This is a genomic window from Propionicimonas sp. (assembly GCF_047606205.1).
Lineage (GTDB): Bacteria > Actinomycetota > Actinomycetes > Propionibacteriales > Propionibacteriaceae > Propionicimonas.
The window spans coordinates 1-22,765 of sequence record NZ_JASGES010000146.1 but is presented as its reverse complement, the minus strand read 5'-3'; the positions used below and the strand labels follow the sequence as shown (position 1 = coordinate 22,765).

The window sequence follows — 22,765 nt, the reverse complement described above, 5'->3', positions numbered from 1 at the left end:
GCGGGGGCAGCCTCCGCGTCCGCCAGCACCGGCGCCGCCGGGAGCTCCGGCACCGGCTCGCCCGCCTCCCCCGGCGCCGCCGGGAGCTCCGGCACCGGCTCGCCCGTCTCCACCTCCGACGGGTCGGAGTCCGAGCCGGCCGGGGCCGGCTCGGGTTCGGACACGTCGGCGGGGGACGGGAGCTCGAGGCCGACGGTGAGTTCGGTCAGGACGACCTGCTCGAGCTGGTCGCTGGGACGGGGGATCACCGAGGTGGCGAACACCTTGGTGATCCGGGACGCGGCCGCACAGGCGGCGGCCACCGCGGACTGCACGGCGGAGACCTGGCCTTCGATCTTGACCGCCACCATCCCCATCCCGTCGGTGGTCTCGTAGCCGATCAGGGTCACGTCCGCGGTCTTCAGCGCGACGTCGGCGGCCTCCACGGCTGCGGGGAGGCCGAGCACCTCGATGGTGCCGAGGCTCAGGTTGGGCATGGTTCTGCTCCTTCTTCACACAGCAGTCAGGTCGGTCAACGGCATTCGCTTGACGAGCCGCGCAGCGTTCGCGCCGGCGGCCCGGTCACTGGCCTCGCCCCGGTTCAGGTTCTCGACCAGGTAGGGACGGCCCTGGGGGAGCTTCTCCGTGGTGATCACCACGAACTCCAGGCTGACGCCGATCCCGATCCCGAGCCGGGACTCGACGGCGGCCTCGTGCGCCAGCACCAGCGGGTTCAGCTCGGCGTGCCTGCTCACCTCGACCGGCACGCCCTCCTCCTCGATGCCGTGCAGCACCTCGGCCACCCTGGGCTCGGGGATCCGCTCGTTCAGCCGGAGCCGGATCGTGGGACGGTCGGGCTTCATCGGGGGCCCCCGCGGAGTTGTTCGGGGGAGCGGAGCGGAGCAGAAGAACTCCATGGGGTTCTCATCGGGGTCCCCGCGGAGTTGTTCGGGGGAGCGGAGCGGAGCAGAAGAACTTCGTGGGCTGGATTCATCGCTGCGCCTCCCAGGCCAGCACCAGACCGGTCGCGACGGCGTTGCGCGGCCCCTGGCTGCCCCGGATGTTCGCGCGTCCCGCAACCACCCGGTACTCCCCCAGCGCCCTGGTCACCAGTTGCGGGATCTCGAAATCCAGCGCGGAGCCGCCCACCAGCACGACGTGGGCGATGTCGCGGACGTTGCTGGTCGGGCTGACCGCGGCCAGCGCACGCAGCGCGTTGGTGACGAAGACCCGCTCCTTGGCGCGGATCCGCACCTGCCGGATCACCTCCAGCGGCACCCGCAGGGGCAGCGGGATCATGCCCTCGGGGTGCAGGACGACGGTGCGGGCGAACGTGTGCGGCGGCAGCGGCTCGTCGAAGAACTCGACCGTGCCGTCCTCGTGGCGGATGTTGAACAGCGTCTCCACCCTGGCCAGCGGATAGCGCTTCACGTTCTCGGCGTCCTCTGAGCTCTCCAGGCCCAGCTCGGACTGGATCAGCAGGGTCACCATGTTGCCCGCGCCGGCGAGGTGGATCGACCGCGCGGTGCCGTCCGCCTTCAGCACGGACGCATCGGTGGAGCCGGCCCCCATGTCGAGGATGGCGATGGGCACGGACGCTCCGGGTGTGGTCAGTGCGCCGCGGACGGCCATCTCCGCCTCGACGCCGCCGACCTCGACCGGGATCGCGAACTGGGCGGTCATGTCGTGGGCGATCCGCTGCATCTGGAGGTGGTCGGCCCGCACCATCGCCGCGATCCCGACGGCGGCCTCCAGCGAAAACTCGCCGGCCAGGCCCCCGGACACCTTCTGCGGAACCTGGGTGTCGACGGCCAGCAGGTCGGTGACCTCGATCCCGGACGGGTCACGGTCGGTCAGGCGGCCCATCACGACGCGGACCTTCTCCATCATCCCGCCGATGTTCGTGCCGGGTTCGCCCTTGATGTCGCTGATCTGCCCGACGGTGCCCGCCGTTCGCATGATCGCCTCGGCGCCGCCGTCCACGTCGACACTGGCGGTGCGCTCGCCGACGAAGGTCAGCGAACCGGCCGGGATCCGCCGCTCGGTGACGTCGCCCTTCGGTGTCTTGATCACCACGGCGGAGCGGTTGCCGACCAGCGAGCGCGCCATCGGCACCACCGAGGCCGTCTCCTCCGGGCTCAGCGAGAACAGCGTGGCGATGCCGTAGGGGTTCGCGAGGGTCTCGATGATCCGTCCGACCTCGGCGACCTCGACGGCGGCGAGCATGCCGATCGGAACCTTGTCGATCAGGGCGACCTCGTCGACGATCGGGATCTTGTGCCGCAGCCGGTTGTGCACCAGCACGCCGTCGTCGCGCTGCAGGATCGCGCCGGTGACCTGTACCCGGGTGGCCGCGTCGTTGATCCGGACGGCGACGTCCTCGAAACTGTGGCTCCGGTCGGCCACCACGATGTAGGCGGTGCCCGGGGTGGTGCGGTCGAGGTCGCCCACCCGCACCGTGGTGCCGACGCCGATACCGAGCCCGCCGGGGGTGGTGGGGTTGTGCCCGATCATCGTCGACTCGGTGATGATCGTCTCCGAGATGGTCTCCATCGCCACGTCGCCGATCACGGGAGCGGCCTCGTTGATCCGGATCAGGTCGAGGTCCGCCACCGTGCGGCCGGCGGAGGCCAGCGCGACGGTGAGGGCGGCGAACACGCCCTGCGTGTTCTGCGCCGTGCCCTTGATGCCGGTCGTGGGAACGATCGAGGACGCGAGGAAGACCGGGGTGGCACCCGCGGAGAGCTCCGCGAGTGCCACCTCGGTGGTGGCGTTGCCGATGTCGATACCGGCGATCAGTGCCATGCCGCTGGGTCCTCGATCGTGGTGGGGTTGGGAAGCGGTGCCCGGCGGGACCGACACCGTGGTCGGAGCCCGCCGGAACCGGTCACTCGGCCTTCAGGCGTCCGCGCTTCTCGTAGACGTCCGCGGCCTCGCGGATGAAGGCGGCGTTCACGGTGCACCCGTAGGTGCTCTCCAGGTTGTCCGCGATGCCGTACAGCTCCGCCTTCGTCGAGCGGTAGGGACGCAACGCGTTGTACACCTCCAGCAGTTCCGCGTCGGGCACCTTGATCAGCTCGGCGGCACGGCGCATGTTGCGGGCGAGCGTGTCGCGTCCGACGGACTCGGCGACCTGGGCCTGCAGCTCGAGGGTCTCCGGGGCGATCCGGAAGTCCTCTGCGCCGAGTTCGCCCGAGGTCACCTTCGCGAAGCTGAACTCGGACAGCGGCTTGCCGGTCGCAGCCTTGATCTGTTGCGGCATCCGCTCGCCCAGCGGGTAGCTGGACCGGTCGACGGTGCCCGTGGCGGACGCCCCGGCCGGCTTCTTGGCGAACGTGACCTGGTCCTTGCCGAGGTTCGCCATCACCTCGGACATGATCTGGCGGATCAGTTCTTCGGATTCCACGTCGCTCTCCTACCGGTACTCGACCCGAAGGGCCTGGGTCTTCTTGTTCGGGTCGCAGAGCTGGGTCTCCTTGATGTGCCACAGCGCCGCGATGGCCTGGTACTTCGGCCGGGCCATCTGGTCGTTGCGGACCGGCACCGGTGAGGGGGACTCGCCCTTGGCGTACTTGGCCGCGTTCTGGCCGATGGCCCGGAACGTGTCGAGGTCGATCAGCGGTGCCTGGGAGAACAGCTCCAGGTTGCTCAGCGGCGGCAGGTCCTTCTGGTGGATCACCGTCGTGCCGCGGGACTGGATGCCGATCCCGATGCCCGAACCGGACAGCTTGGCCGCCTCGTGGGCGATGAAGCCGACGTCCGCGGTGCGGAACACCCGGATGAACCGGTAGCTCAGGCCCTGCTCCTCGATGCCCGCGCAGACCTCGCGCAGGACGTCGCCGTGGTCCAGACCGATGATCGTGCCGGTCATCCGGCCGCCGAAGCCGGGGGCCAGGGCGATCACGACCTCGCGCGGGTTGGTGCCGCGCTCAGCGGGCCCGGACTCGCTGATCGACAGCGCCCCGGCCGCGGAGGCGACGCTCGGGGCGGTCGCGACGGCCGTGGCCGTCCCTCCCGAGCCGCCGCTGAACTCCCTGATGACCTCTTCGATGATGCTGCGCAGCGTCTTCTCGTCCATCTGTCGTCCTCCCTCAGACGTTCTCTGGGCTGATCGCCTGGCGGATGGTCTTCAGCTGGTTCCAGCGCTCCTCGGAGATCTGGTAGCCGGTCTGCGGCCCGCGGTAGTCGTTGGGCTGGTTGACCGCGCTGATCACCTCGAAGTCCTTGGTCAGGATCGCCGCGGTGTGCAGGTAGTCGCCGGCGACCTTCTGCTTCTGGATTCCGTAGACGGCTTCGGCCACCTCGTCGAAGCCGGACTTGGCGAGCGCCCTGACCAGGTCGACACCGGTGATGCCGCGCTTCATGACGTCCTCGGCCGCCTTCAGGTCCTCCACCACGTTCCGGGCAGGCATGTCCTGGCTGCCCCTGGCGTAGGTGGCGGCCTCGACCTCGGCGTCGGTGACCTCGGTCAGGCCGAGCTCGCGGAACAGCGCCTGGATCGCCTTGGCCGCGCGGTTGCGGACCCGGACCACGTCCTCCTCCAGGACCGGCTGCAGGCCACCGTCGACCTTCAGGTCGCGCTGGATGATCAGCCAGTCGTCGTAGTCGTCGGCGTCCCAGTTGGAGCCGGCGAACATGTTGTCGTAGTTCGGGGTCGCAGAGTAGCCCGAGCAGATGAAGTCCGTGCCCGGCACGAACTGCATCAGCGAGCGGGCCACCCGCCGCAGGTCGGAGTGGGTGAAGGTCTGGTCGTTGCTGGACGCGCACTCCAGGTCGAGCGCCATCGCGATCAGGTTCTCGGCCAGGATCGCCCGGACGCCGCTCGGCACGGCCGCGGGGACGCCCACGCAGGAGACCGAGCCGTTCTGGATGCCCTGGGAGCCGGCCGCCTTGGTGATGTAGAGGCAGCGGGACTCCAGGTACAGCATCGACTTGCCCTCGGCGTAGCCCATCTGGACCTCGGAGCCGGTGCCGGAGGTGAACCGCATCTTCAGGCCGCGGGACGCGTAGCAGGAGGCGAGGAAAGCCTTCGACCACGGGGTGTCGTCGCCGTCCATGAACACCGGCTCGGTGCCGTAGACCGAGACCGTCTCGGCGTAGGCGGTGAAGCCGCGCATGCCGAGGTTCAGCTCGGTGGCCTCCTCGACCGCGCACTGGGTGAGGATGCCGGGGCGTCCGACCTGCGCGCCGACCATCAGGGCGATGGCGTTGAACGGTGCGTAGCGGGCAACGCCGACCGTGGTCTCCAGTTCGGCGAAGCCGCGCAGGGCTGCCTCGGCGCCGTCGGCGGCGATCTGGACCGGGTTGTCCTTCAGGTTGGTGACGTGGGCCTGGTTGGCCGGGGTCATCCGGGCCCGCATCTTGGTGACGGCCATCATCATCTCGAGGACGGTCATCTGGCTGACCACCTCGGTGATCTTCGCCGGTGTCATCGCCGTGGTCAGTGCGACCACCTCGGCGCGCGGCACGTTGAAGTCGACCAGCTTGCGGGCCAGCTCGAGGGAGTCCATCCTGCAGACCGCCTCGGCGTTGTCCAGCTTGATCCCGTAGTCGGCGATGAACGTGTCGATCATGTCGAAGTCGGCGCGCTGCTTGCCGTCCAGCTCGACGACCTTGCCGTCCACCACGCGGATCGACGGCTTCGGGTCGTTCGGGCTGCTCATGGCGATCAGACCGACCTCAGGCCACTCGGTGACGTACCCGTCGGAGTTGACCGGACGGGCGTCGAGCGCCTCGAATCGCTTGCTCTGCACGTTGTGCCTCGTCTCAGATGTACGGAGTCGTCGAGGACTCGGGGTAGGTGCCCATCGCACCGAGCAAGCCGCGGCCCACCTCGCGGGCGGCGATGATCGCCTGCCGCACCGCGCCGGAGTCACCGGTGAAGAACGAGATGACCTCGTTGGAGTAGCTGGTGCCCGCGGCCGGGCTGGAGTAGCCGATGACGTCGATGGTGGACGCCTTCACCGCGGTGTCGGCCAGGACCACGCCGATCGCGGCCGGGGCGCCGACCGTGATGCCGAAGGCCTTGCCCAGCGGGGCGCCGAACGCCTTGTTCAGGGCGTGCGAGGCGCGGGCCGTGTACTGGAACTCCAGGTGGCCCGCATCGTTGCCGTAGACGTCGCCGAAGGTGCGCTCGATCTCGCTCAGGGTGACCTCGACGGCGCGGCGGGCGTCGGAGACGTCCTCGGCACCGAAGATGATCAGGGAGCCGTGACCGGCGCCGCCCTTGGTGTCCCTGGGCAGTTCGATCGCGACGATCTCGGTGTTGGTCGCCTTCACCGCCTCGTCGGCGGCGAAGATCTGCGGACCGGCGCCGGTGCGGTCGCCGATGATCCCGATCGACTTGTACTTGGGGTCGATCTTCATCAGCTCGTGGATCTGCGGGTCGACGTTGGCGATGACCAGGCCGATCGTGTCGCCGATCGGGCTCGCGCCGACGAACTCGGTGCTCGCCGGACGGGCGCCGGCGTAGCTGGGTGCTGCGGGTGCCGCGGACGCAGCGGCGGCGCCGCCGTCGATCTTCTTCATCACGGCGGACATGATCTGGTTGACCAGTTCCTCAGTAGCCATGGGTGGTCACGACCTCACTTCTCGGCCGACGGGAGGATCTTCTCCACGTCGGTGTGCGGACGCGGGATGACGTGCACGGACACCAGCTCGCCCACGTTCTGGGCGGCGACGGCACCGGCGTCGGTGGCGGCCTTGACGGCACCGACATCGCCACGGACCAGCACGGTGACCAGGCCCGAGCCGACCCGCTGGCTTCCAATGAGAACTACGTTGGCCGACTTGACCATGGCGTCAGCGGCTTCAACAGCGGCGACGAAACCCTTCGTCTCCACCATTCCGAGGGCTTCCTGCATTCCAGACTCCTCCGTTGGGTCTTCGGGCCACGGCGGGAAATCCACCTGCGGCGTTCGCCTTTGACGCTAGGCCCACACCGGGTCAATAAACGCGCCTGGAGCGACGACTTTCCGGCCCGATCGCCGGCGCCAGGAGAGCCAGAAAATGCAACTCCGGTGACCGATTCGTGCTGGTCTGCACGGGACCGGCACAGTGGTTGACACCCTCCCCTGCCGCGCCGACGATGGGCTGCGGGCGGGCCTCGCCCGATCACCGAGAGGCACGGATGTCGGAGAAGCAGCGCATCATCCAGGAGTTCGTCCCTGGCAAGCAGGTGACGCTCGCCCACGTGGTGGCCAACCCCGATGCGCGCCTCTACCCGAAGGTCGGCCTCGCCCAGGCCGATGGCGCCATCGGCGTCATGACGATCACCCCGAGCGAGGCGGCGATCATCGCCGCCGACATCGCGACCAAGGCCGCGTCGGTCGAGCTCGGCTTCGTGGACCGGTTCTCCGGCTCGCTGGTCGTGCTCGGCCGGCTCACCGACGTCACGTCGGCGGTCGAGAGTGTGGTGTCGGTGCTGTGCGACGAGCTCGGCTTCGCCCGTCCGCCGCTGACCCGGACGTGAAGCGGATCCTGCTGGTCGGTGGGGTCGGGTGTGGCAAGACCACCCTGCTGCAGCGACTCCACGGCGCCGACCTGGCCTACGCGAAGACCGAGACGATCTACACCGACGGCCACGTGGTCGACACTCCTGGGGAGTACCTGGAACTGCCGTGGTTCAAGCACGCGCTCCGGCTGGCGTCCTTCGAGGTCGACCTGGTGGTGCTGCTGGCATCGGCGACCGTCGCCGACGCGAGGTTCCAGCCCGGCTTCACCACCTTCTTCATGCCGCCGTCCATCGGCGTGGTGACGAAGACCGACCTGGCCGGCCCGACCGCGATCGCCACCGCCGGCAGCCACCTGAGGCTCGCCGGGGCCACCGAGATCTACGAGGTCTCCGCGGTCACCGGCGAGGGCATCCCCGCCCTCGCCGAGCGCCTGGCCTGAACGAAGGTGGACCGAGTAGAGAACCGTCCCCGCCCCGGCCCGGCCCGAAAGTGGACCGAGTAGAGAACCGTCCCCGATCCGGCCCGGCCCTGAACGAAAGTGGACCGAGTAGAGAACCGTCCCCGACTCGACCCGGCCCGAAGGTGGACCGAATCGGGGACGGTTCCTCACTCGGTCCACGGGCGAACGGCGGACGCTCAGACGATCGCGTGCAGGATGCCGGCCAGGTCGCCCTCGGTGGCGGGCACCGGGTTGCCGGAGGTGCAGAAGTCCTTGCGGGCAGTGGCCGCCAGCGCAGGGATCGCGGCGCGGAACTCGCCGGCGTCGATGCCCGCCTCGGTCATGCTGGCCGGCATCTCCAGCTCGCGGCGGATCCGCTCCAGCCACCCGACCAGGCCGAACACCACGTTGCGGTCGCTGGACGCGGTCAGGCCGATCGCCCCGGCGAGGCTGACGTAGCGACGGCCGACCGGGGACACGTGGCTCGGGCGCAGGCCCAGCACGCCGGCGTTGTACTCGATGACGTGCGGCAGGAGGATCCCGTTGAGCCGCCCGTGAGCGACCGCGAACGATCCGCCGATGGCGTGGGACAGCCCGTGCACGATTCCCAGCCCGGAGTTCTGGAACGCGATCCCGGCCATGGTGGCGCCGGTGTGCTGGTGCTCGCGCGCCTTGAGATCGGTGTTGCTGCGGTAGCTGCGCACCAGGTAGGTGTCCGCGATCCGCAGCGCCTTCTCCGCGAGGGCGTCGGAGAAGTCGTTGTGGCCGAGCGCGACGTAGGCCTCGATGGCGTGGCTCACCGCGTCCATGCCCGAGTCCGCGACCAGCCGCGGCGGCGCGGTGGCAACCGCCTCGGGGTCGAGAATCGCCACATCGGGCAGCATGTCCGCCGACGTCAGCGGCAGCTTGGCGTGGCTGTGCGGGTCGGTCACGACGGCGAAGGAGGTGACCTCCGAACCGGTGCCGCTGGTGGTGGGGATCACGTAGAAGCCCGCGTCGGCGCGGTGTCCCTGCTCGAGCGCGAGCTTGCGCACGGCCTTCGCCGTGTCGATCGGTGACCCGCCGCCGAGGGCGACCAGCGCGTCCGGACCGAAGGCGAGGAACGCGCGCAGGCCCGCGGCCACGGCGGCCACGTCCGGGTTGGGGATCACCTGGTCGAACACCTCCACCGTCGCGGCGGAGAGCGCGCTGCGCACCTGGCCCATCAGCGGCGTCGCCGCGAGGAAGGAGTCGGTGATGATCAGGACGCGGCGGCCGTCGAGGTCGGCCAGCGCCGACAAGGAGTCAGGCCCGTAGCAGAGCGTGGTGGTGAGCTGGAAGCGAAACACCGGTTGGTCTCCCGTCGCGCGCAGAGAACTGCCGCCGGTACTCGCTGGGCGACATCCCCGTGTGCGCACGGAAGACGCGAGAGAAGTAGTTGACCTGGTTGAAGTCCAGCTCCGTCGCGATCTTCTGCACCGGCATCTGGGTGGAAGCTAGCATCAGCCGCGCGCGCTGGATCCGCCAGGCGGTCACATACGACACGAATGTGTAGCCGGTGACCGATTTGAACAACTTCGACAGGTGGCCGGGCGACCAGTGCGTGGCAGCGGCGGCCTCGGTCAGCGACAGGGCGCGGTTCGGGTGCCGCGCGATGTCGTTGAGCAGGTCGCGCAGGTCCCGGCGCCGGTGCGGACGCGAACGCACGATCTCGTCCAGCAGCATCCCCAGCAACCGCTCCAGGTAGAGCTGCGTCTGGTACCGGTTCACCGACAGGGTCCGGCGCTCCCGCTGCCGGTTCACGACCTGGGTGAGATGCGGGACCAGCCGGGGCGCGCAGTCGGCGGTGACCGCCAGAACGACGTCCTCGAGCGCGGCGACGTGGGCCCGCACGTCCCCCGGGCCGGCGAACGCGTCGTCCAGCAACTGGCTCGCCTCGGCGAACGCTCCGGCCAGGTCCTCCGCGTCCATCGCGGCGCGTACCGCGGCGAAGCCCTCCGGAGCCGGCGGGACCGGAGCCGCGTCCGGCTCGGGCTCGGGCGGGCGCCGGTACGGGACGAGGGCGAGCACGGGCAGCGACGGCTTCAGCACCGGAGCCGGACGCGTGGCGACCCGGTGGGTCCGGACGCCGTCGATGCTCAGGCTCAGCCCCAGCAGCGTCTTGGCCGCCGCGGCGATCTTCTTCAGGCTCGAGGTCGGGACCTGCTCGTACAGGTCCTCCAGCTGCTCGTCGCCCCGCCAGGCGGTCCGGCTGGTCAGGAAGTCCGGCTGCTCCGCCTCCGGCACGCGCACCTGCCCGCACAGGATGGCGCCCACGTACTTGTCCCCGTCGGTGACCGGGACGGAGAAATCCACCAGCCCGGAGTGGCAGCGGTAGGCCTGCGGGGACCCCTCGATGAGGGACTGCAGGCCGCCGTGCGCGTCGCAACCGTGGCAGAGCTTGTCCCGCATCGGGTCGGAGCGCATCATCCGGCAGAAGTCGGTGAAGGCGCACGCCGGCGTCACGGGGGCGCCCCGGGTGTCGACCGCGACCGTCGCCAGGCCGGTCGCCTCGGAGAAGTCCTCGAGTACCTTCTGGAGCTGGTCGAGGTCCAGCACCGTCCCCATCCCAAGCTGCTCCATTGATGCCTCCGGTTGGATCGTTGCCGACCCTAGCTCACCGATGAAGTCCGGAAAAGTGCCACCGCCCCGGTCCGGCCGGGGGCGGGCCGGCACCGTTCCAGATTTCGCCGGGGAGATTGCCAAACGATGATTTCCTGCGACAAGCTGGCCTGCTGCGGTGGTCCGTCGGGTCGATGAAGTAGTGTTTTCGGGGTTCTCCCCGACGGTGTTGCACCAGCACCGCTGCTCTCCTCTGAGGTGCGATTCTTGACGACGCTCACCGGCCCGATCCCCGGCTCCTACCGCGAGTCCGCCTGGGCGCGCGTCGCCCGGCTGTGGGAGGAACTGCACTCACCCGTGGTGGGCCGTCGAATCGCGGGCACCGTCCCGGTCTCGGTGGTGGCCGGGCTGGCCTCGCTGGCCGCGTCCGCCTCGTTCGTGCCCTCCGGGTTGAGCCTCGCCTACGGGGACGCGCTCAGCCACCTCACCATCGCGCGCCGGCTCTTCGACACGATGACCGACCCGGGGCTCGGCCAGCTCGGCACGGTCTGGCTGCCCATCCCGCACGTCCTGCTGGCCCCGTTCGTGCTGTGGCTGTGGGCCTGGCAGAGCGGCTGGGGCGCCGCGCTCCTCGGGGCCGGATGCCTGGCCGCCACCGCAGCCGGCTGCTACCGCGCCGCCGCCCGCTGGGGGCTCGGCCTGACCCCCCGGCTGGTCGTGGTCGCCCTGATCGTGGCCAACCCGTCGATGCTGTACCTGCACTCGACCGCGCTCACCGAGCCGGTGCTGATCGCCGGCATCTCCGGGACGCTCGCCGGAGTGTCCAACTGGGCGACCAAGTCCCGCCGGCTCAGTCCCGGAGAGCTGGCGGTCTTCGCCGGCATCCCTGCCGCCATCGCGACGATGTCGCGCTACGAGGGCTGGGCACTGGTTCTCGCCGGCTCCCTGTTCGTCGCACTGGTGGCCTGGTTGCGGGACCGCCGCCTCGCCGCCGTCGTGAAGTACGTGTTCGGCTTCGCCGTCGTGCCGTTCACCACGATGCTGTGGTGGCTCGCCTACAACTGGGTCACGTTCCACGACCCGCTCGCCTTCCTCTTCGGGGAGTACTCGGCGAACGCCCTCCAGGCCGACCTGGTCGCTCAGGGCCTGACCACCAAGGGCGACCTCGTCCGCAGCGTCGCCACCATGAACGCCGCCGTGGCCGGCACGGCCGGGACGGGGACGCTGGCGCTGGCCGCCGCCGCCCTGCTCATCCTCGTCTTCACGGAGCGGTCGCTGAACCGCTGGCTGTTCCTGGCGATGACCTCGATCACCTGGGCATTCATGGCCTTCAGCCTCTACGCGGGCCAGGCCGTCATCTTCAACCCCGCCTCGTCGGACACCTCCGTCTGGAACAACCGGTACGGCATGGCGACCGTGCTGCCGCTGGCCCTGGTGACCGGCATCGGGGTGGACGTGGTCTCGACCCGGCTGAAGCGGACCAGCCCGCGGCTGGCGAACCTGCGCCGGAGCCTCCTGGGCGCTCTGGTCGCCGTGGCGATCATCGGCCAGTCGGTCTGGCAGCTCCAGGACCCCTCGCTGCGGTCGTTCGTCCTCAGCGAGGCGTCGACGCAGTACACGCTCAAGACCGGAGCCCGGTCCGCGGCCGAGTGGCTGGGTGGTCACTACGACGGCGGCCGGATCATCCTCGACGAGGCCGTGGCCGACAACAACATCCTGCCGCTGGCCGGCATCCCGCTGCGCGAGTACTACCTGCGCTCGACCGACACCCTCTTCAGCGACGCCATCGCCGACCCGACAGCGCACGCCCGCTGGCTGTGGGCGAGCGACGACTCCTCCGACGCGGTCACGAACGCGCTCGCCGCGTCGCCGGCGGTGGCGGGCGCCTACCAGGTGGCGTTCAGCGACGACACGGTGACGATCTACCTGAGGACCGGCGGATGACCTTCGGCAACCACCTGCTGACGACCCGCCAGATCGACGCGGGCGCCCTGATGTGGGCGCGCGCGGAGCAGGAGGTCGAGGGCGGCGGCCTCGGCCGGCACCTGGTCATGCAGGGGGCACTCACCCCCGAGCAGATGTATGCGGCGCTAGCCGGCTACTGGGGCGTCCCGCTGGTCGACCTGGACGCCGAGCCCCCCGACGGGGGTCAACTCGCCAGCGCCGGACTCACCACGGCGGAGTGGCAGCGGTGGATCCCGTGGCGCAGGGACGAGCACGTGCAGTACGTCGCGACCTGCGTCCGCCCCGACGCCGACCTGGTCGAGGAGGTCGGCCGGTGCTTCCCCGACGTGCGGGTGGAGTTCCGGGTCGCGAGCGACGCGCAGATCCAGGCTGCCGTGCAGCGCGAGTTGCGCGAGCAGCACCTGTTCGAGATCTCCGAGGGGTTCGCGTCCCGCGCCCCCGACTTCTCGGCCAAGCAGGGGCTGGCCACGTGGCAGAAGGTCGTGCCGATCGCCTTCGGAGTGCTCAGCGTGCTGGGGCTGGTGTTCGACTGGCGCCTCGCCCTGGTCATCCTGCTCACCGTCGCGAACGTCGCTTTCGCCGTCAATGCCTCGTTCAAGGTGGTCTCGACGGCCTTCCGTCCCTTCACGTCGCTGCGATCGCGACGGATCGCCCGGGCGGAGCGCACCGAACTCACCGCCCGCGGTCTGGACGCGGACGACTTGATGGCGCGGGCGATCGAACTGCCCGTCTACACGATCCTGGTGCCGGTGTACCAGGAGGCCAACGTGATCGGGAAGATCATCGAGAACCTCGAGAGCCTGCACTACCCGCGCTGGAAGCTGGACGTCCTGGTGCTCCTGGAGGAGAACGACACCGAGACGATCGAGGCGGCGCGCGCGGCCGACCCGCCGCCCTACGTGCGGCTGCTGATCGTGCCGGACGGGCAGCCGCGGACCAAGCCGAGGGCCTGCAACTACGGGCTGCTGTTCGCGCGCGGCGAGTACGTCGTGATCTTCGACGCCGAGGACCGGCCCGACCCCGACCAGTTGCTGAACGTCCTGTCGTCCTTCCGGCACGACGCGGAGTTCCGCTCCCGGCACGCACCGCCACTGGCCTGCCTGCAGGCCGCCCTGAACTACTACAACGCCGACTACAACGTGCTCACCAGGATGTTCGCGATCGAGTACGCGCACTGGTTCGACTCGATGCTGCCCGGCATGGACACCACCGACATCCCGATCCCGCTGGGCGGCACGTCCAACCACTTCCTGCTGAAGGCGCTGGTCGAGGCCGGCGCGTGGGATCCGTGGAACGTGACCGAGGACGCCGACCTCGGCCTGCGGCTGGCCGCGTCCCGCTACCGGGTGGACGTGGTGACCTCGACGACCTGGGAAGAGGCGACGGCCAAGGTCGGCCCCTGGATCCGGCAGCGGACCCGCTGGATCAAGGGCTACATCATCACGGCTGCCGTGAACCTCCGCCGGCCCCTGGAATGGGTGCATCACAACGGCTGGAAGGGCCTGGTCACGATGGTGGGCCTGATTCTCGGGACGCCGATGGCGTTCCTGTTCTACCCGCTGATGCTGGGCTTCACCCTGTTCGCGTGGCTGATCGGCCCGGTCGCGCCGATCGCGTTGCCGAGCTGGCTGCTGGTCTTCGGCACCATCAACATGGTCGGCTTCACCGTGTTGATGGCGATCGTCTCGGGGCTGGCCGCCTGGCGCCGCTACAACTGGCGGATCGCGATCTTCGCCGTCTTCGTCCCGATCTACTGGCTGCTGCACTCCTACGCCGCCTGGCGGGCAGCCATCCAGGTGGTCCGTGACCCCCACCGCTGGGAGAAGACGCCGCACGGCCTCACCGAGGAGTACGACGACGGCATCGTCGACACCGCCGGTCTCCCGCACTCCGCGGCCAGCTGAGCCCGCCCTGCCCTGCGGCGCTACCGCTCGGGCGGGTTCTGGTCGGGGTCGGAGTTCCCGTCGTGGGACGTGCCCGATCTCTCGAGGAATTCTCAGGCGTGGCGCACCCGCGCTTCCTCCTGCGGGGACTAGCCTGTACTCCAGCGTTACAGCTAAGGGCAGTCCTTTAGGGATAGGGGACCCGCAGCCCCGCCTTCCATCAAAGGCGGGGCTGAGCCGCGTTCTGGGGCCGCATTCTGGGGCCGGCGTCGCCGCACCTGCCCGCCGCGGTCACGGGCCCTGAGCTCGCGGGCCCCCGTGGTCGGGGGCTCTGCGGCCGGGTCAGCTCCCCGGGTCCAGCGGGCAGCCGCACGACTCCCGACGAACCAGGGTCGTGGGGTGCACGCGCACCGGCCGGTCCTCCCCGAGCAGCACTGCCACCGCCTCCGCAGCCATGTCCGCCACCGGGACGCTGGCGGTGGTCAGGGACGGCACGGTGAAGGCCGCCTCAGGCGAGCCGTCGAACGAGGCCACGGCGAGGTCGTCGGGGACGCTCCGTCCCGCGCGGTGGAGACCGGACAGGAGCCCGATCGCCTGCTGGTCGGAGGATGCGAACACCGCCGTCGCCTCCGGGTGGTCGGCGACCAGCAGGGCCGCGGCGCCGCGGCCCCCGTCGGCCGACCAGAACGCCCGCACGACGTGCCGGGTGGAGAGACCGGCGTGGTCGAGCGCGTCGCGCCAGCCGCGCTCGCGCTCGTCCATCACCTCGTCGGCGCGTTCGGGATGGTCGGAGCCGATCACGAGGGCGACCTCACGGTGTCCGTGCACGTCGACGAGGTGCTCCACGGCGGCGCGCGCACCGTGGTAGTAGTCCGGCCAGACCGATGCTCCCGCGGTCCCCGGCACGGTGATGCTCAGCCGCACCAGCGGGATCCGGTTGCGCACGACCACGGCGACCGCGTCGGGCTCGGGGACGGTGGCGACGATGATCCCTGCCACGAGGTGGCCGCTGAGCGACTCGACCAGGGGTGCCATGTCCCCCGTCCGCCCCTGGGCGAGCACGAGATTCACCCCCTGGGCGCGCGCCTCGGTCTCCACCGCACGGGCGAGCGCCGCGAAGTAGGGGTTGCGGACGTCGGGCACGATCAGGCCGATCAGGTCGGAGCGCCCGGTGATCAGCGACCGCGCGGCCGCGTTGGGTCGGTAGCCGAGCTTGTCGATGGCGGCCAGCACCTTCGCCCTGGTGGCTTCGGCGACTGGCCGCGGGCCGCCGTTGACGACGTAGCTCACCACGGCGGAACTCACCCCGGCGAGCCGCGCCACGTCGTTCCTGGTCACCGCGCGCGGCGGCTTGCCCTCAGACATCGTTCCCCCTGCCGTCGGCGGCCCAGCCTACGGCGTGCCTGGCAACCGCCCCAGGATGCCGCAGGGCGGGACCGACCCGGTCAGACCGCGTCCACCAGGTAGAGCACGACGTGGTCGGGGTTCACCGGCGCGTCCATCAGGCCGGACGACGCCAGCACCGCGCCCGGCAGCACGACGCCGGCCTCGGCGCCGGTGCGGCGCAGGCTGGGCGCGCGACCGCCGGAGACGTCGGCGATCTCCCGGCTGAGGTCACGCTCGACACCCCACCATCGCGGCGGGTGGATGCCGGACGGCGCGTGCCCGACCAGGGCGGGCTGCACCCGGTACCGGCGCGACGGGTCGAGCCCGGGGAACCGCAGCCGGCCGAGCAGGCTGGTGGTCACGGTCGCCACCGCGGCGAAGGAGTAGATCGCCCTGGAGCCGTCCGGGGCGACCACACCACCGGCCAGGAGGGCGTCGTCGGAGGCGTCGAGGCGGACCAGGTCGCCGCCCAGCAGCAGGTCGCGGTTGGCCTTGTAGAAGGCGATCCACTCGGTGAGCTCGCCGAGCTCGGCGGGCGTTGCGCTACGCAGGTCCCACTCGACGCCGAGATGTCCGAACAGTGCCGTCGCGGCCCGGAAGTTCAGGTCGTGCGACCGGCCTGTCGTGTGCGAGATCCCGGACGCGATGTGCGAGCCCAGCATCTCCGGCGGCACCAGCTGGGTGGTCCAGCGCAGCATCGACTGCCGCTCCAGCGGGTCGATGCAGTCCGACACCCACACCCGGTCGGCCCGCTCCAGGACGCCCAGGTCGACCCGTGCCCCGCCCGAGGAGCACGACTCGATCTCCAGACCGGGGTGGGCGGCCTTGAGCTCGTCCATCAGCCGGTAGGTGGCCAGCGTCTGGGCGTGCACGCCGGGACGGCCGTCCGGCCAGGTGCCGGCGTCGATCAGGTCCCGGTTGTGGTCCCACTTGATGTAGCTGATCTCGTACTCGTCGAGGATCGCCAGGATCTGGTCGCGGACGTGGGCGTAGCACTCGTCGATGCCGAGGTTGATCACCTGCTGGCGCCGGGACGGCACCGGCAGGCGGCCCCCGGTCGCCATGATCCACTCCGGGTGCGCCCTGGCCACGTCGGAGTCGAGGTTGACCATCTCCGGCTCGAACCACAGTCCGAACTGCATGCCGAGCCCCCGGACGCGGTCCACCAGCGGGTGCAGCCCGTCCGGCCACACCTCCGGGCTGACCACCCAGTCGCCCAGCCCCGCGCCGTCGTCGCGGCGCGAGCCGAACCATCCGTCGTCCAGCACGTACCGCTCGATCCCCGCCACCGCAGCCTTCTCGGCCAGCTCCAGCAGCGGCTGCAGCGAGTGGTCGAAATACACGGCCTCCCACACGTTGATGGTCACCGGACGATCGGCGGAGGGGTGGTTCGGCCGGGCGCGCAGAAACCGGTGGAACCGGCGCGCGACGGCGTCCAGGCCGACGCCGTAGGAGCCGTACAGCCACGGGGACCGGTACGCCTCTCCCGGCTGCAGGACCAACTCACCGGGCAGCAGCAGTTCGCCGCCGCCGAGCACCTTCTCCCCGGTGAAGACGCGCTCGGCGTAGTGGGTGTGGTTGCCGCTCCAGCCGACGTGGACGCCCCAGACCTCCCCCGACCCGAACCCGAAACCCGGCGTGCCCGCGTGCAGGACGGTCGCGGCGTCGGCGCCCGTGCGTCCCTTGCGGCCCTCCCGCAGGTGTGTTCCCACCGAGAAGTCCCGGCGCTGCGGCACCCGCTCGTTGCCCCAGCGCCCCGCGAAGTCGAGCAGTTCGCACGCGACCGCGGGTACCGGATAGGCCAGGACGAGGTCGTCCAGCTGGTAGGGCTCCGCGCCGGCGTTGGTCAGGACGGCGCGGGTACGGAGCAGCCCGCTCGAGGTCAGCTCGATCGTCAGCGCGAGCTCGAGTCCCGCCACCTCGTCGGTGGCGGCGACCTCCACGACGCCCGCGCCGGATGAGACGAAGCCGGACGCGGGCGCCCCGTCCACACTCAACGAGGTCGTCGTGAACCGTGCCGACCAGTCCCGCCCTCCCCGCGATCCACTCAGCCCCGGGCGTCCCACCCATCCGGTGTGGTGCTCGGGCAGCAGCGCGACCCGGGCCGGCTCGTCCACGGCGTTCGGCGCGATCGGGGGGACCGCGCCGAGCACCATCGCCTCGACATCGTCCCGGCCGAGCGCCCCCAGGTCGGCTCCCCAGTGCACGACCGCGGGCAGCCTGCCTGCTGCGAGGTCGAGCACGACGCACACCTCCTCCGCGCGCAGCACCACGTAGGCGTTCACGGGTTCGGGCATCAGCTGCTCCTTCGGTGTTCGCGGGTGATCACGTCGACCCTCGCAGGCTGGATCCGGTCGGGAGTGCAGCCGCACGAACTGCGCCGGACGAGTTCGGCATCGAACTGGCGGTGCGTGCCGCGCGCCCGCTCGGGCTCGCCGAGCAGCTCGATGGCGGCGCGGGCCAGCAGCGGCAGCGGCTGCCGGGCGACGGTCAGGGCCGGCCAGCAGAACTCGGACTCCCTGGTGCCGTCGAAGCTGACCACGGCGACGTCCTCGGGAACGCGCACGCCACGCTCGTGCAGGGCCCGGAGCAGGCCGATCGCCTGCTGGTCGTTGCTCGCGAACACCGCGTCGAGGTGCGGGTCGGTCTCGAGCAGGACGCGCCCGCCGGCGTAGCCGCCCTCGCGGCTCCACGGCACGCGCACGACCGGTCCCTCGGGAAGGCCGGCGGCACGCAATGCCCGCCGCCAGCCCTGCTCGCGGGGGTCCGGGTCACCGAACCCGCCGTCGCCGACCACCAGCCCGATCCGGCGCCGGCCGTGCCCGACCAGGTGGTCGACCAGCAGCCCGGCCGCACCCGCGGCGTCCGTGCCCACCGTCCGCCGGCCAGGGACCGGGCCGGGGCAGTCGATCAGCACGGCAGGGATCCCTGCCGAGCGCAGCGCCGGATACTCCTCCAGCCGGGTCAGCGTGCTGGCGAACAGCAGCCCGTCCACCTGGCGGGAGACGAGGTCGTCGACCAGGCCCGCCTCGATCCGTTCGTCGAGGTAGGTGTCGACCACCAGCAGCCGCTTGCCCGCCCGGTCCGCCGCCTTCACGAGCTCGGCCGTGTACTCGGTGAAGTAGGGGTTCAGCGGATCGGCCACGACGAGGCCGAGCAGCTCCGTGGTGCCCCGGCGCAGCGCCCTCGCGCTCGCGTTGGGGACGTAACCGAGCAGGTCCATCGCCTCCCGCACGCGCGCGGCGGTCGTCGCGGCCACCGGGCGCGGCCCGTTGTTGACCACGTAGCTGACCACGGCCGTGCTCACCCCGGCGAGGCGGGCGACGTCCGCCCTGGTCGCGGCAGCGCGTCGCCCGGACACCCCTGCGGGGCTCACGGCGGCGGCGACGTGCGGGGCAAGCACAGGTGGAACTCCTTCAACCCAAACCGATGATCTACACCAATAGATCAAAGGCTTTCACGATCCGCCATCCCCATGCAAGCGCAGAGAATTGGCCCTGATCAAGATCTTGCGCGAGCTGACTCTACACGTGTAGCGTCTCCGCCATCGACAGAGTCCGCGCACAGCGGCACCATCCCAACGAGGGGAAAAGTGGTGAGTACGAACACAGCAGTCCGGATCGGACGCCCGTCCCGCCGAACCAGGAACGCCTCGTCGCGAGCATCGGGCGGCCGCAACGAGCTGGGTCCCGCACTGGTCTTCATCCTGCCGGCCCTGATCGGCTTCGTGACGTTCTTCCTGGTACCGACGATCCGCGGCTTCTACTTCAGCATGACCCAGTACAACATCCTGAGCACGCCGAAGTGGGTGGGCTTCGCCAACTTCGCCAAGATCGGCAGCGACCCGCTGTTCTGGAACGCACTCGGGGTGACGATCGAATACGTCATCCTGAACATCGGCTTCCAGACGGTGATCGCGATCCTGCTCGCCGTGCTGATGCAGCGGCTCACCCAGTCCACCCTGCTCCGCGGTGCGCTGCTGCTGCCCTGGCTGATCTCGAACGTGATCGCGGCCATGGTCTGGTTCTGGCTGCTCGACTACCAGATCGGCATCGTCAACCAGTTCATCGAGTCGACCGGGCTCAACCGGATCGCCTTCTTCGGCGACGAGTTCTGGGCGATCCCGACCATCGCGTTCGTCAACGTGTGGCGGCACATGGGCTACACCGCACTGCTGGTCTTCGCCGGCATCCAGACCATCCCCAAGTACGTCTACGAGGCCGCGGCCATCGACGGCAGCTCGGAGTGGAGCTCGTTCTGGCGGATCACGCTGCCGCTGCTCCGGCCCGTCCTCGCGATGGTCCTGGTGATCACGGTGACCGGCTCCTTCCAGGTCTTCGACACGGTCGCCGTCACCACCCGCGGCGGCCCCGTCAACGTCACCCGAGTGTTCCAGTACTACATCTACCAGAAGGCGTTCGCGGAGGGTCAGTTCGGCTACGCCAGCGCCCTGTCGGTGATCCTCTTCCTGATCCTGGCCGTGATGGCCGCCCTCCAGCTCCGGCTGCTCCGCGCCGGCGAATCCGACCTCGCGTGAGGAGTAGGGCCATGTCAACCACCACCACCGCTGCTCGCGCCGACGCCGCCCAGAAGCGGCTCCGCCGCACCCTCACCCCCGGCCGCATCCTCGCCTGGGTCGCGATGATCTTCTTCCTCGCGTTGTCGATCTTCCCGTTCCTGTGGATGATCCGGACCGCCTTCTCGACCACCCGATCGCTGCCGTCCGACCCCGGCTCCCTGCTGCCGGTCGACTTCACCTGGGGCGCCTTCCAGCGCGTCCTCGGCCTCGGCACCCAGGCGCAGGCGATCGCAGAGGGCGGCTCCGGGGCCTCGGTGAACTTCTGGCTGTACCTGCGCAACTCGGTGATCTACGCCGGCGCCGTGACCATCGGTCAGGTCTTCTTCTGCTCGATGGCTGCCTACGCCTTCGCCCGGCTGCGCTGGCCCGGACGCAACATCGTGTTCGGCGTCTTCCTCGGAGCACTGCTGGTGCCGCCGATCTTCACCAGCCTGCCGAACTTCGTCCTGATCAAGAACCTCGGTCTGCTGAACACCTTCCCGGGGATGATCCTGCCGACCTTCCTGATGACCCCGTTCGCGATCTTCTTCCTGCGCCAGTTCTTCCTGGGCATCAACAGGGAGATCGAGGAGTCCGCGTCCCTGGACGGCGCCGGGCCATGGCGGACGTTCTTCCGGATCATCCTCCCGATGAGCACCGCCCCGATCACGACACTCGCGATCCTGACGTTCATCAACACCTGGAACGACTACTTCTGGCCGCTGCTGGTGGGCAACTCGGATTCGACCAAGGTGCTCACGGTCGCGCTGGGCGTCTTCCGCAGCCAGACGCCGGCGGGCTCACCGGACTGGGCGGGCCTGATGGCCGCAACGCTCATCGCCGCGCTCCCCGTGCTGATCCTGTTCTTCGCCTTCGCCCGCAAGATCATCGACTCGATCGGCTACTCCGGCTCGAAGTAGCCCCCCACCGCCCGCTGAGCGGGTTCCCGAACAGCCCGCCGACCCGGAGCACCGGGCCGGAGGACCATGCACGACCGCATCCAACCCATCCGAAGAAAGGTCGACCCATGTCCCGACCCACCTGGCGAACGGCCGGTGCAGCGATTTCCGCTGTGGCCGCGCTCGCCCTCTCCCTCACCGCCTGCAGCAGCGACGCCGGCACGACGGGCACCGGTGGCAACGCCGCAGCCACCGGCGAGGCCATCGACACCTCCAGCGCCTCCGGCACCGTCAACTACTGGTTGTGGGACAGCAACCAGAAGCCGGTCTACCAGCAGTGCGCGGACGCCTTCCACACAGCCAACCCGGACGTCACGGTCAAGATCACCCAGTACAGCTGGGACGACTACTGGACGAACATCACCAACGGTTTCGTCGCCGGCACCGCTCCGGACGTGTTCACCAACCACCTGTCGAAGTACCCCGAGTTCGTGACCCAGGGCCAGCTCGTCCCGCTGGACGCCACCCTGGCCAAGGACGGCGTGGCGACCGACAGCTACCAGAAGGGCCTCGCCGATCTGTGGGTGGGCCAGGACGGGCAGCGCTACGGCCTGCCGAAGGACTTCGACACGGTCGCGATCTTCTACAACAAGTTGCTGATCTCCAAGGCCGGGGTCAGCGATTCCGACCTGGGATCCATGACCTGGAACCCGACCGACGGCGGCTCCTACGAGAAGATGATCGCCCACCTCACCGTCGACGCGAACGGCACCCGCGGTGACGAGGCCGGCTTCGACAAGAACCACGTGAAGGTCTACGGCCTCGGCCTCGACGGCGGCTCGGGCGGCGGCAACGGCCAGACCCAGTGGAGCATGTACACCGGCACCACCGGCTGGACGGTGACCGACAAGAACCCGTGGGGCACCCACTACAACTACGACAAGCCCGAGTTCCAGAACACAATCACGTGGATGCGCTCGCTGATCGAGAAGGGGTACATGCCCAGCCTCGAGTCCGTCACCGGCCAGAGCTCCGCGGACATCTTCGGCGCGGGGAAGTACGCGATGATCACCAACGGCTCGTGGATGATCAACCAGATGTTCGGCTACAAGGGCGTCGAGACCGGCCTCGCACCGACCCCGACCGGACCGGACGGAAAGCGCGCCAGCATGTACAACGGGCTGGCCGACTCGATCTGGGCCGGGTCGCAGAACAAGCCGGCGGCAGCCAAGTGGGTCGAGTTCCTCGGCTCGGCGGCCTGCCAGGACATCGTCGGCAAGTCCGGTGTGGTCTTCCCTGCCATCCCCAGCGGCACGGACGCGGCGGCCTCGGCCTTCGCAGCGAAGGGGATCGACGTGGACTCGTCCTTCCTCGTCCACGTGAAGGACGGCACGACGTTCCTGTTCCCGATCACCGACCATGCGTCCGAGATCAACAACATCATGACCCCGGCGGTGGACGCGGTGTTCACCGGGAAGGCCACGGCCGACTCGCTCACCGCGGCGAACGACCAGGTCAACCAGCTGTTCGGGTAGCCGCCCGGGCCCTCGCCGGGGGCCGTCGGCTGCGCCAGGCAGCCGGCCCCCGGAAGAGGGCCGCCGGCCCCGCGGCTCGGCCGGGGG

The 22,765-nt window shown here is 70.0% G+C and carries 20 protein-coding genes; 7 read left to right on the top strand and 13 right to left on the bottom strand.

The annotated features are described in order from the left end of the window. From QM633_RS09425 to pduA, 8 genes are all read right to left on the bottom strand, one after another. Nucleotides 1–476, bottom strand: a 476-nt coding sequence (locus QM633_RS09425) for a BMC domain-containing protein (RefSeq protein WP_415153499.1), incomplete at its 3' end; no start/stop codon positions are given. A 15-nt stretch (nucleotides 477–491) separates the two neighbouring features. Then, nucleotides 492–842 (bottom strand): glycerol dehydratase reactivase beta/small subunit family protein, encoded by a 351-nt coding sequence (locus QM633_RS09420; RefSeq protein ID WP_415153498.1) that lies wholly within the window; start codon nucleotides 840–842, stop codon nucleotides 492–494. Between the two features lie 127 nt (nucleotides 843–969). After that, nucleotides 970–2,784, bottom strand: a complete 1,815-nt coding sequence (locus QM633_RS09415) for a diol dehydratase reactivase subunit alpha (RefSeq protein WP_415153497.1) — start codon at nucleotides 2,782–2,784, stop codon at nucleotides 970–972. Nucleotides 2,785–2,866: 82 nt separating this feature from the next. Further along, nucleotides 2,867–3,385, bottom strand: coding sequence for a diol dehydratase small subunit (locus tag QM633_RS09410; protein WP_415153496.1), 519 nt, complete (start codon nucleotides 3,383–3,385; stop codon nucleotides 2,867–2,869). Between the two features lie 9 nt (nucleotides 3,386–3,394). After that, nucleotides 3,395–4,057: a propanediol/glycerol family dehydratase medium subunit gene (locus QM633_RS09405; RefSeq protein ID WP_415153495.1), complete on the bottom strand. Its 663-nt coding sequence runs from the start codon at nucleotides 4,055–4,057 to the stop codon at nucleotides 3,395–3,397. 13 nt (nucleotides 4,058–4,070) lie between these two features. Further along, complete coding sequence (locus QM633_RS09400; protein WP_415153494.1) at nucleotides 4,071–5,732, bottom strand: propanediol/glycerol family dehydratase large subunit; 1,662 nt, start codon at nucleotides 5,730–5,732, stop codon at nucleotides 4,071–4,073. Nucleotides 5,733–5,745: 13 nt separating this feature from the next. Further along, a complete protein-coding gene (gene pduB / locus QM633_RS09395) occupies nucleotides 5,746–6,549 on the bottom strand; it encodes a propanediol utilization microcompartment protein PduB (protein ID WP_415153493.1) in 804 nt (267 codons plus the stop codon). Between the two features lie 14 nt (nucleotides 6,550–6,563). Then, a complete protein-coding gene (gene pduA, locus QM633_RS09390; protein WP_415153492.1) occupies nucleotides 6,564–6,842 on the bottom strand; it encodes a propanediol utilization microcompartment protein PduA in 279 nt (92 codons plus the stop codon). 266 nt (nucleotides 6,843–7,108) lie between these two features. Here pduA and QM633_RS09385 point away from each other — a divergent pair, with 266 nt between their 5' ends. Both QM633_RS09385 and QM633_RS09380 read left to right on the top strand, forming a co-directional pair. Continuing rightward, a complete protein-coding gene (locus tag QM633_RS09385) occupies nucleotides 7,109–7,450 on the top strand; it encodes a BMC domain-containing protein (RefSeq protein WP_415153491.1) in 342 nt (113 codons plus the stop codon). Continuing rightward, a complete protein-coding gene (locus QM633_RS09380; RefSeq protein ID WP_415153490.1) occupies nucleotides 7,447–7,872 on the top strand; it encodes a EutP/PduV family microcompartment system protein in 426 nt (141 codons plus the stop codon). Before QM633_RS09385 ends, QM633_RS09380 begins: the two co-directional genes overlap by 4 nt. Before the next feature lie 197 nt (nucleotides 7,873–8,069). Here QM633_RS09380 and QM633_RS09375 read toward each other — a convergent pair whose 3' ends face one another. Together QM633_RS09375 and QM633_RS09370 are read right to left on the bottom strand one after the other, a co-directional pair. After that, nucleotides 8,070–9,200, bottom strand: a complete 1,131-nt coding sequence (locus tag QM633_RS09375; RefSeq protein WP_415153489.1) for a 1-propanol dehydrogenase PduQ — start codon at nucleotides 9,198–9,200, stop codon at nucleotides 8,070–8,072. Next, nucleotides 9,157–10,458, bottom strand: coding sequence for a PocR ligand-binding domain-containing protein (locus QM633_RS09370; RefSeq protein WP_415153488.1), 1,302 nt, complete (start codon nucleotides 10,456–10,458; stop codon nucleotides 9,157–9,159). Before QM633_RS09370 ends, QM633_RS09375 begins: the two co-directional genes overlap by 44 nt. Nucleotides 10,459–10,719: 261 nt before the next feature. Between QM633_RS09370 and QM633_RS09365 the strand changes: the two genes are divergently transcribed. After that, nucleotides 10,720–12,396: a hypothetical protein gene (locus QM633_RS09365; RefSeq protein ID WP_415153487.1), complete on the top strand. Its 1,677-nt coding sequence runs from the start codon at nucleotides 10,720–10,722 to the stop codon at nucleotides 12,394–12,396. Then, entirely contained in the window at nucleotides 12,393–14,321 is a 1,929-nt protein-coding gene (locus tag QM633_RS09360; RefSeq protein ID WP_415153486.1) for a glycosyltransferase, read from the top strand. The genes QM633_RS09365 and QM633_RS09360 overlap by 4 nt, the downstream gene beginning before the upstream one ends. 321 nt (nucleotides 14,322–14,642) lie before the next feature. Here the strand turns inward: QM633_RS09360 and QM633_RS09355 are convergent, their stop codons facing one another. From QM633_RS09355 to QM633_RS09345, 3 genes are all read right to left on the bottom strand, one after another. After that, the gene (locus QM633_RS09355; RefSeq protein WP_415153485.1) at nucleotides 14,643–15,665 is read right to left on the bottom strand and encodes a LacI family DNA-binding transcriptional regulator; all 1,023 of its coding nucleotides are present in this window, start codon (nucleotides 15,663–15,665) and stop codon (nucleotides 14,643–14,645) included. Between the two features lie 80 nt (nucleotides 15,666–15,745). Continuing rightward, nucleotides 15,746–17,983, bottom strand: coding sequence for an alpha-galactosidase (locus tag QM633_RS09350; protein WP_415153484.1), 2,238 nt, complete (start codon nucleotides 17,981–17,983; stop codon nucleotides 15,746–15,748). Beyond that, nucleotides 17,983–19,089 carry a LacI family DNA-binding transcriptional regulator gene (locus QM633_RS09345; protein ID WP_415153483.1) on the bottom strand — a complete coding sequence of 369 codons (1,107 nt, stop codon included), beginning with the start codon at nucleotides 19,087–19,089 and terminating at the stop codon, nucleotides 17,983–17,985. Before QM633_RS09345 ends, QM633_RS09350 begins: the two co-directional genes overlap by 1 nt. A 192-nt stretch (nucleotides 19,090–19,281) precedes the next feature. Between QM633_RS09345 and QM633_RS09340 the strand changes: the two genes are divergently transcribed. The 3 genes from QM633_RS09340 to QM633_RS09330 all read left to right on the top strand — a co-directional run bounded on the left by QM633_RS09340 (nucleotide 19,282) and on the right by QM633_RS09330 (nucleotide 22,678). Then, nucleotides 19,282–20,223, top strand: coding sequence for a carbohydrate ABC transporter permease (locus tag QM633_RS09340; protein ID WP_415153482.1), 942 nt, complete (start codon nucleotides 19,282–19,284; stop codon nucleotides 20,221–20,223). 11 nt (nucleotides 20,224–20,234) lie between these two features. Then, nucleotides 20,235–21,164 (top strand): carbohydrate ABC transporter permease, encoded by a 930-nt coding sequence (locus tag QM633_RS09335; protein ID WP_415153481.1) that lies wholly within the window; start codon nucleotides 20,235–20,237, stop codon nucleotides 21,162–21,164. Nucleotides 21,165–21,271: 107 nt separating this feature from the next. Continuing rightward, the gene (locus tag QM633_RS09330) at nucleotides 21,272–22,678 is read left to right on the top strand and encodes an ABC transporter substrate-binding protein (RefSeq protein ID WP_415153480.1); all 1,407 of its coding nucleotides are present in this window, start codon (nucleotides 21,272–21,274) and stop codon (nucleotides 22,676–22,678) included. The last annotated feature ends 87 nt before the right edge of the window (nucleotides 22,679–22,765 follow it).

What these genes read in the sequence shown, in the direction of transcription:
- QM633_RS09420 (WP_415153498.1), bottom strand. Translation starts at nt 842, where the DNA reads ATGAAGCCCGACCGTCCCACGATCCGGCTCCGGCTGAACGAGCGGATC.
- QM633_RS09415 (WP_415153497.1), bottom strand. Translation starts at nt 2,784, where the DNA reads ATGGCACTGATCGCCGGTATCGACATCGGCAACGCCACCACCGAGGTG.
- QM633_RS09405 (WP_415153495.1), bottom strand. Translation starts at nt 4,057, where the DNA reads ATGGACGAGAAGACGCTGCGCAGCATCATCGAAGAGGTCATCAGGGAG.
- pduB (WP_415153493.1), bottom strand. Translation starts at nt 6,549, where the DNA reads ATGGCTACTGAGGAACTGGTCAACCAGATCATGTCCGCCGTGATGAAG.
- pduA (WP_415153492.1), bottom strand. Translation starts at nt 6,842, where the DNA reads ATGCAGGAAGCCCTCGGAATGGTGGAGACGAAGGGTTTCGTCGCCGCT.
- QM633_RS09385 (WP_415153491.1), top strand. Translation starts at nt 7,109, where the DNA reads ATGTCGGAGAAGCAGCGCATCATCCAGGAGTTCGTCCCTGGCAAGCAG.
- QM633_RS09370 (WP_415153488.1), bottom strand. Translation starts at nt 10,458, where the DNA reads ATGGGGACGGTGCTGGACCTCGACCAGCTCCAGAAGGTACTCGAGGAC.
- QM633_RS09360 (WP_415153486.1), top strand. Translation starts at nt 12,393, where the DNA reads ATGACCTTCGGCAACCACCTGCTGACGACCCGCCAGATCGACGCGGGC.
- QM633_RS09355 (WP_415153485.1), bottom strand. Translation starts at nt 15,665, where the DNA reads ATGTCTGAGGGCAAGCCGCCGCGCGCGGTGACCAGGAACGACGTGGCG.
- QM633_RS09350 (WP_415153484.1), bottom strand. Translation starts at nt 17,983, where the DNA reads ATGCCCGAACCCGTGAACGCCTACGTGGTGCTGCGCGCGGAGGAGGTG.
- QM633_RS09335 (WP_415153481.1), top strand. Translation starts at nt 20,235, where the DNA reads ATGTCAACCACCACCACCGCTGCTCGCGCCGACGCCGCCCAGAAGCGG.
- QM633_RS09330 (WP_415153480.1), top strand. Translation starts at nt 21,272, where the DNA reads ATGTCCCGACCCACCTGGCGAACGGCCGGTGCAGCGATTTCCGCTGTG.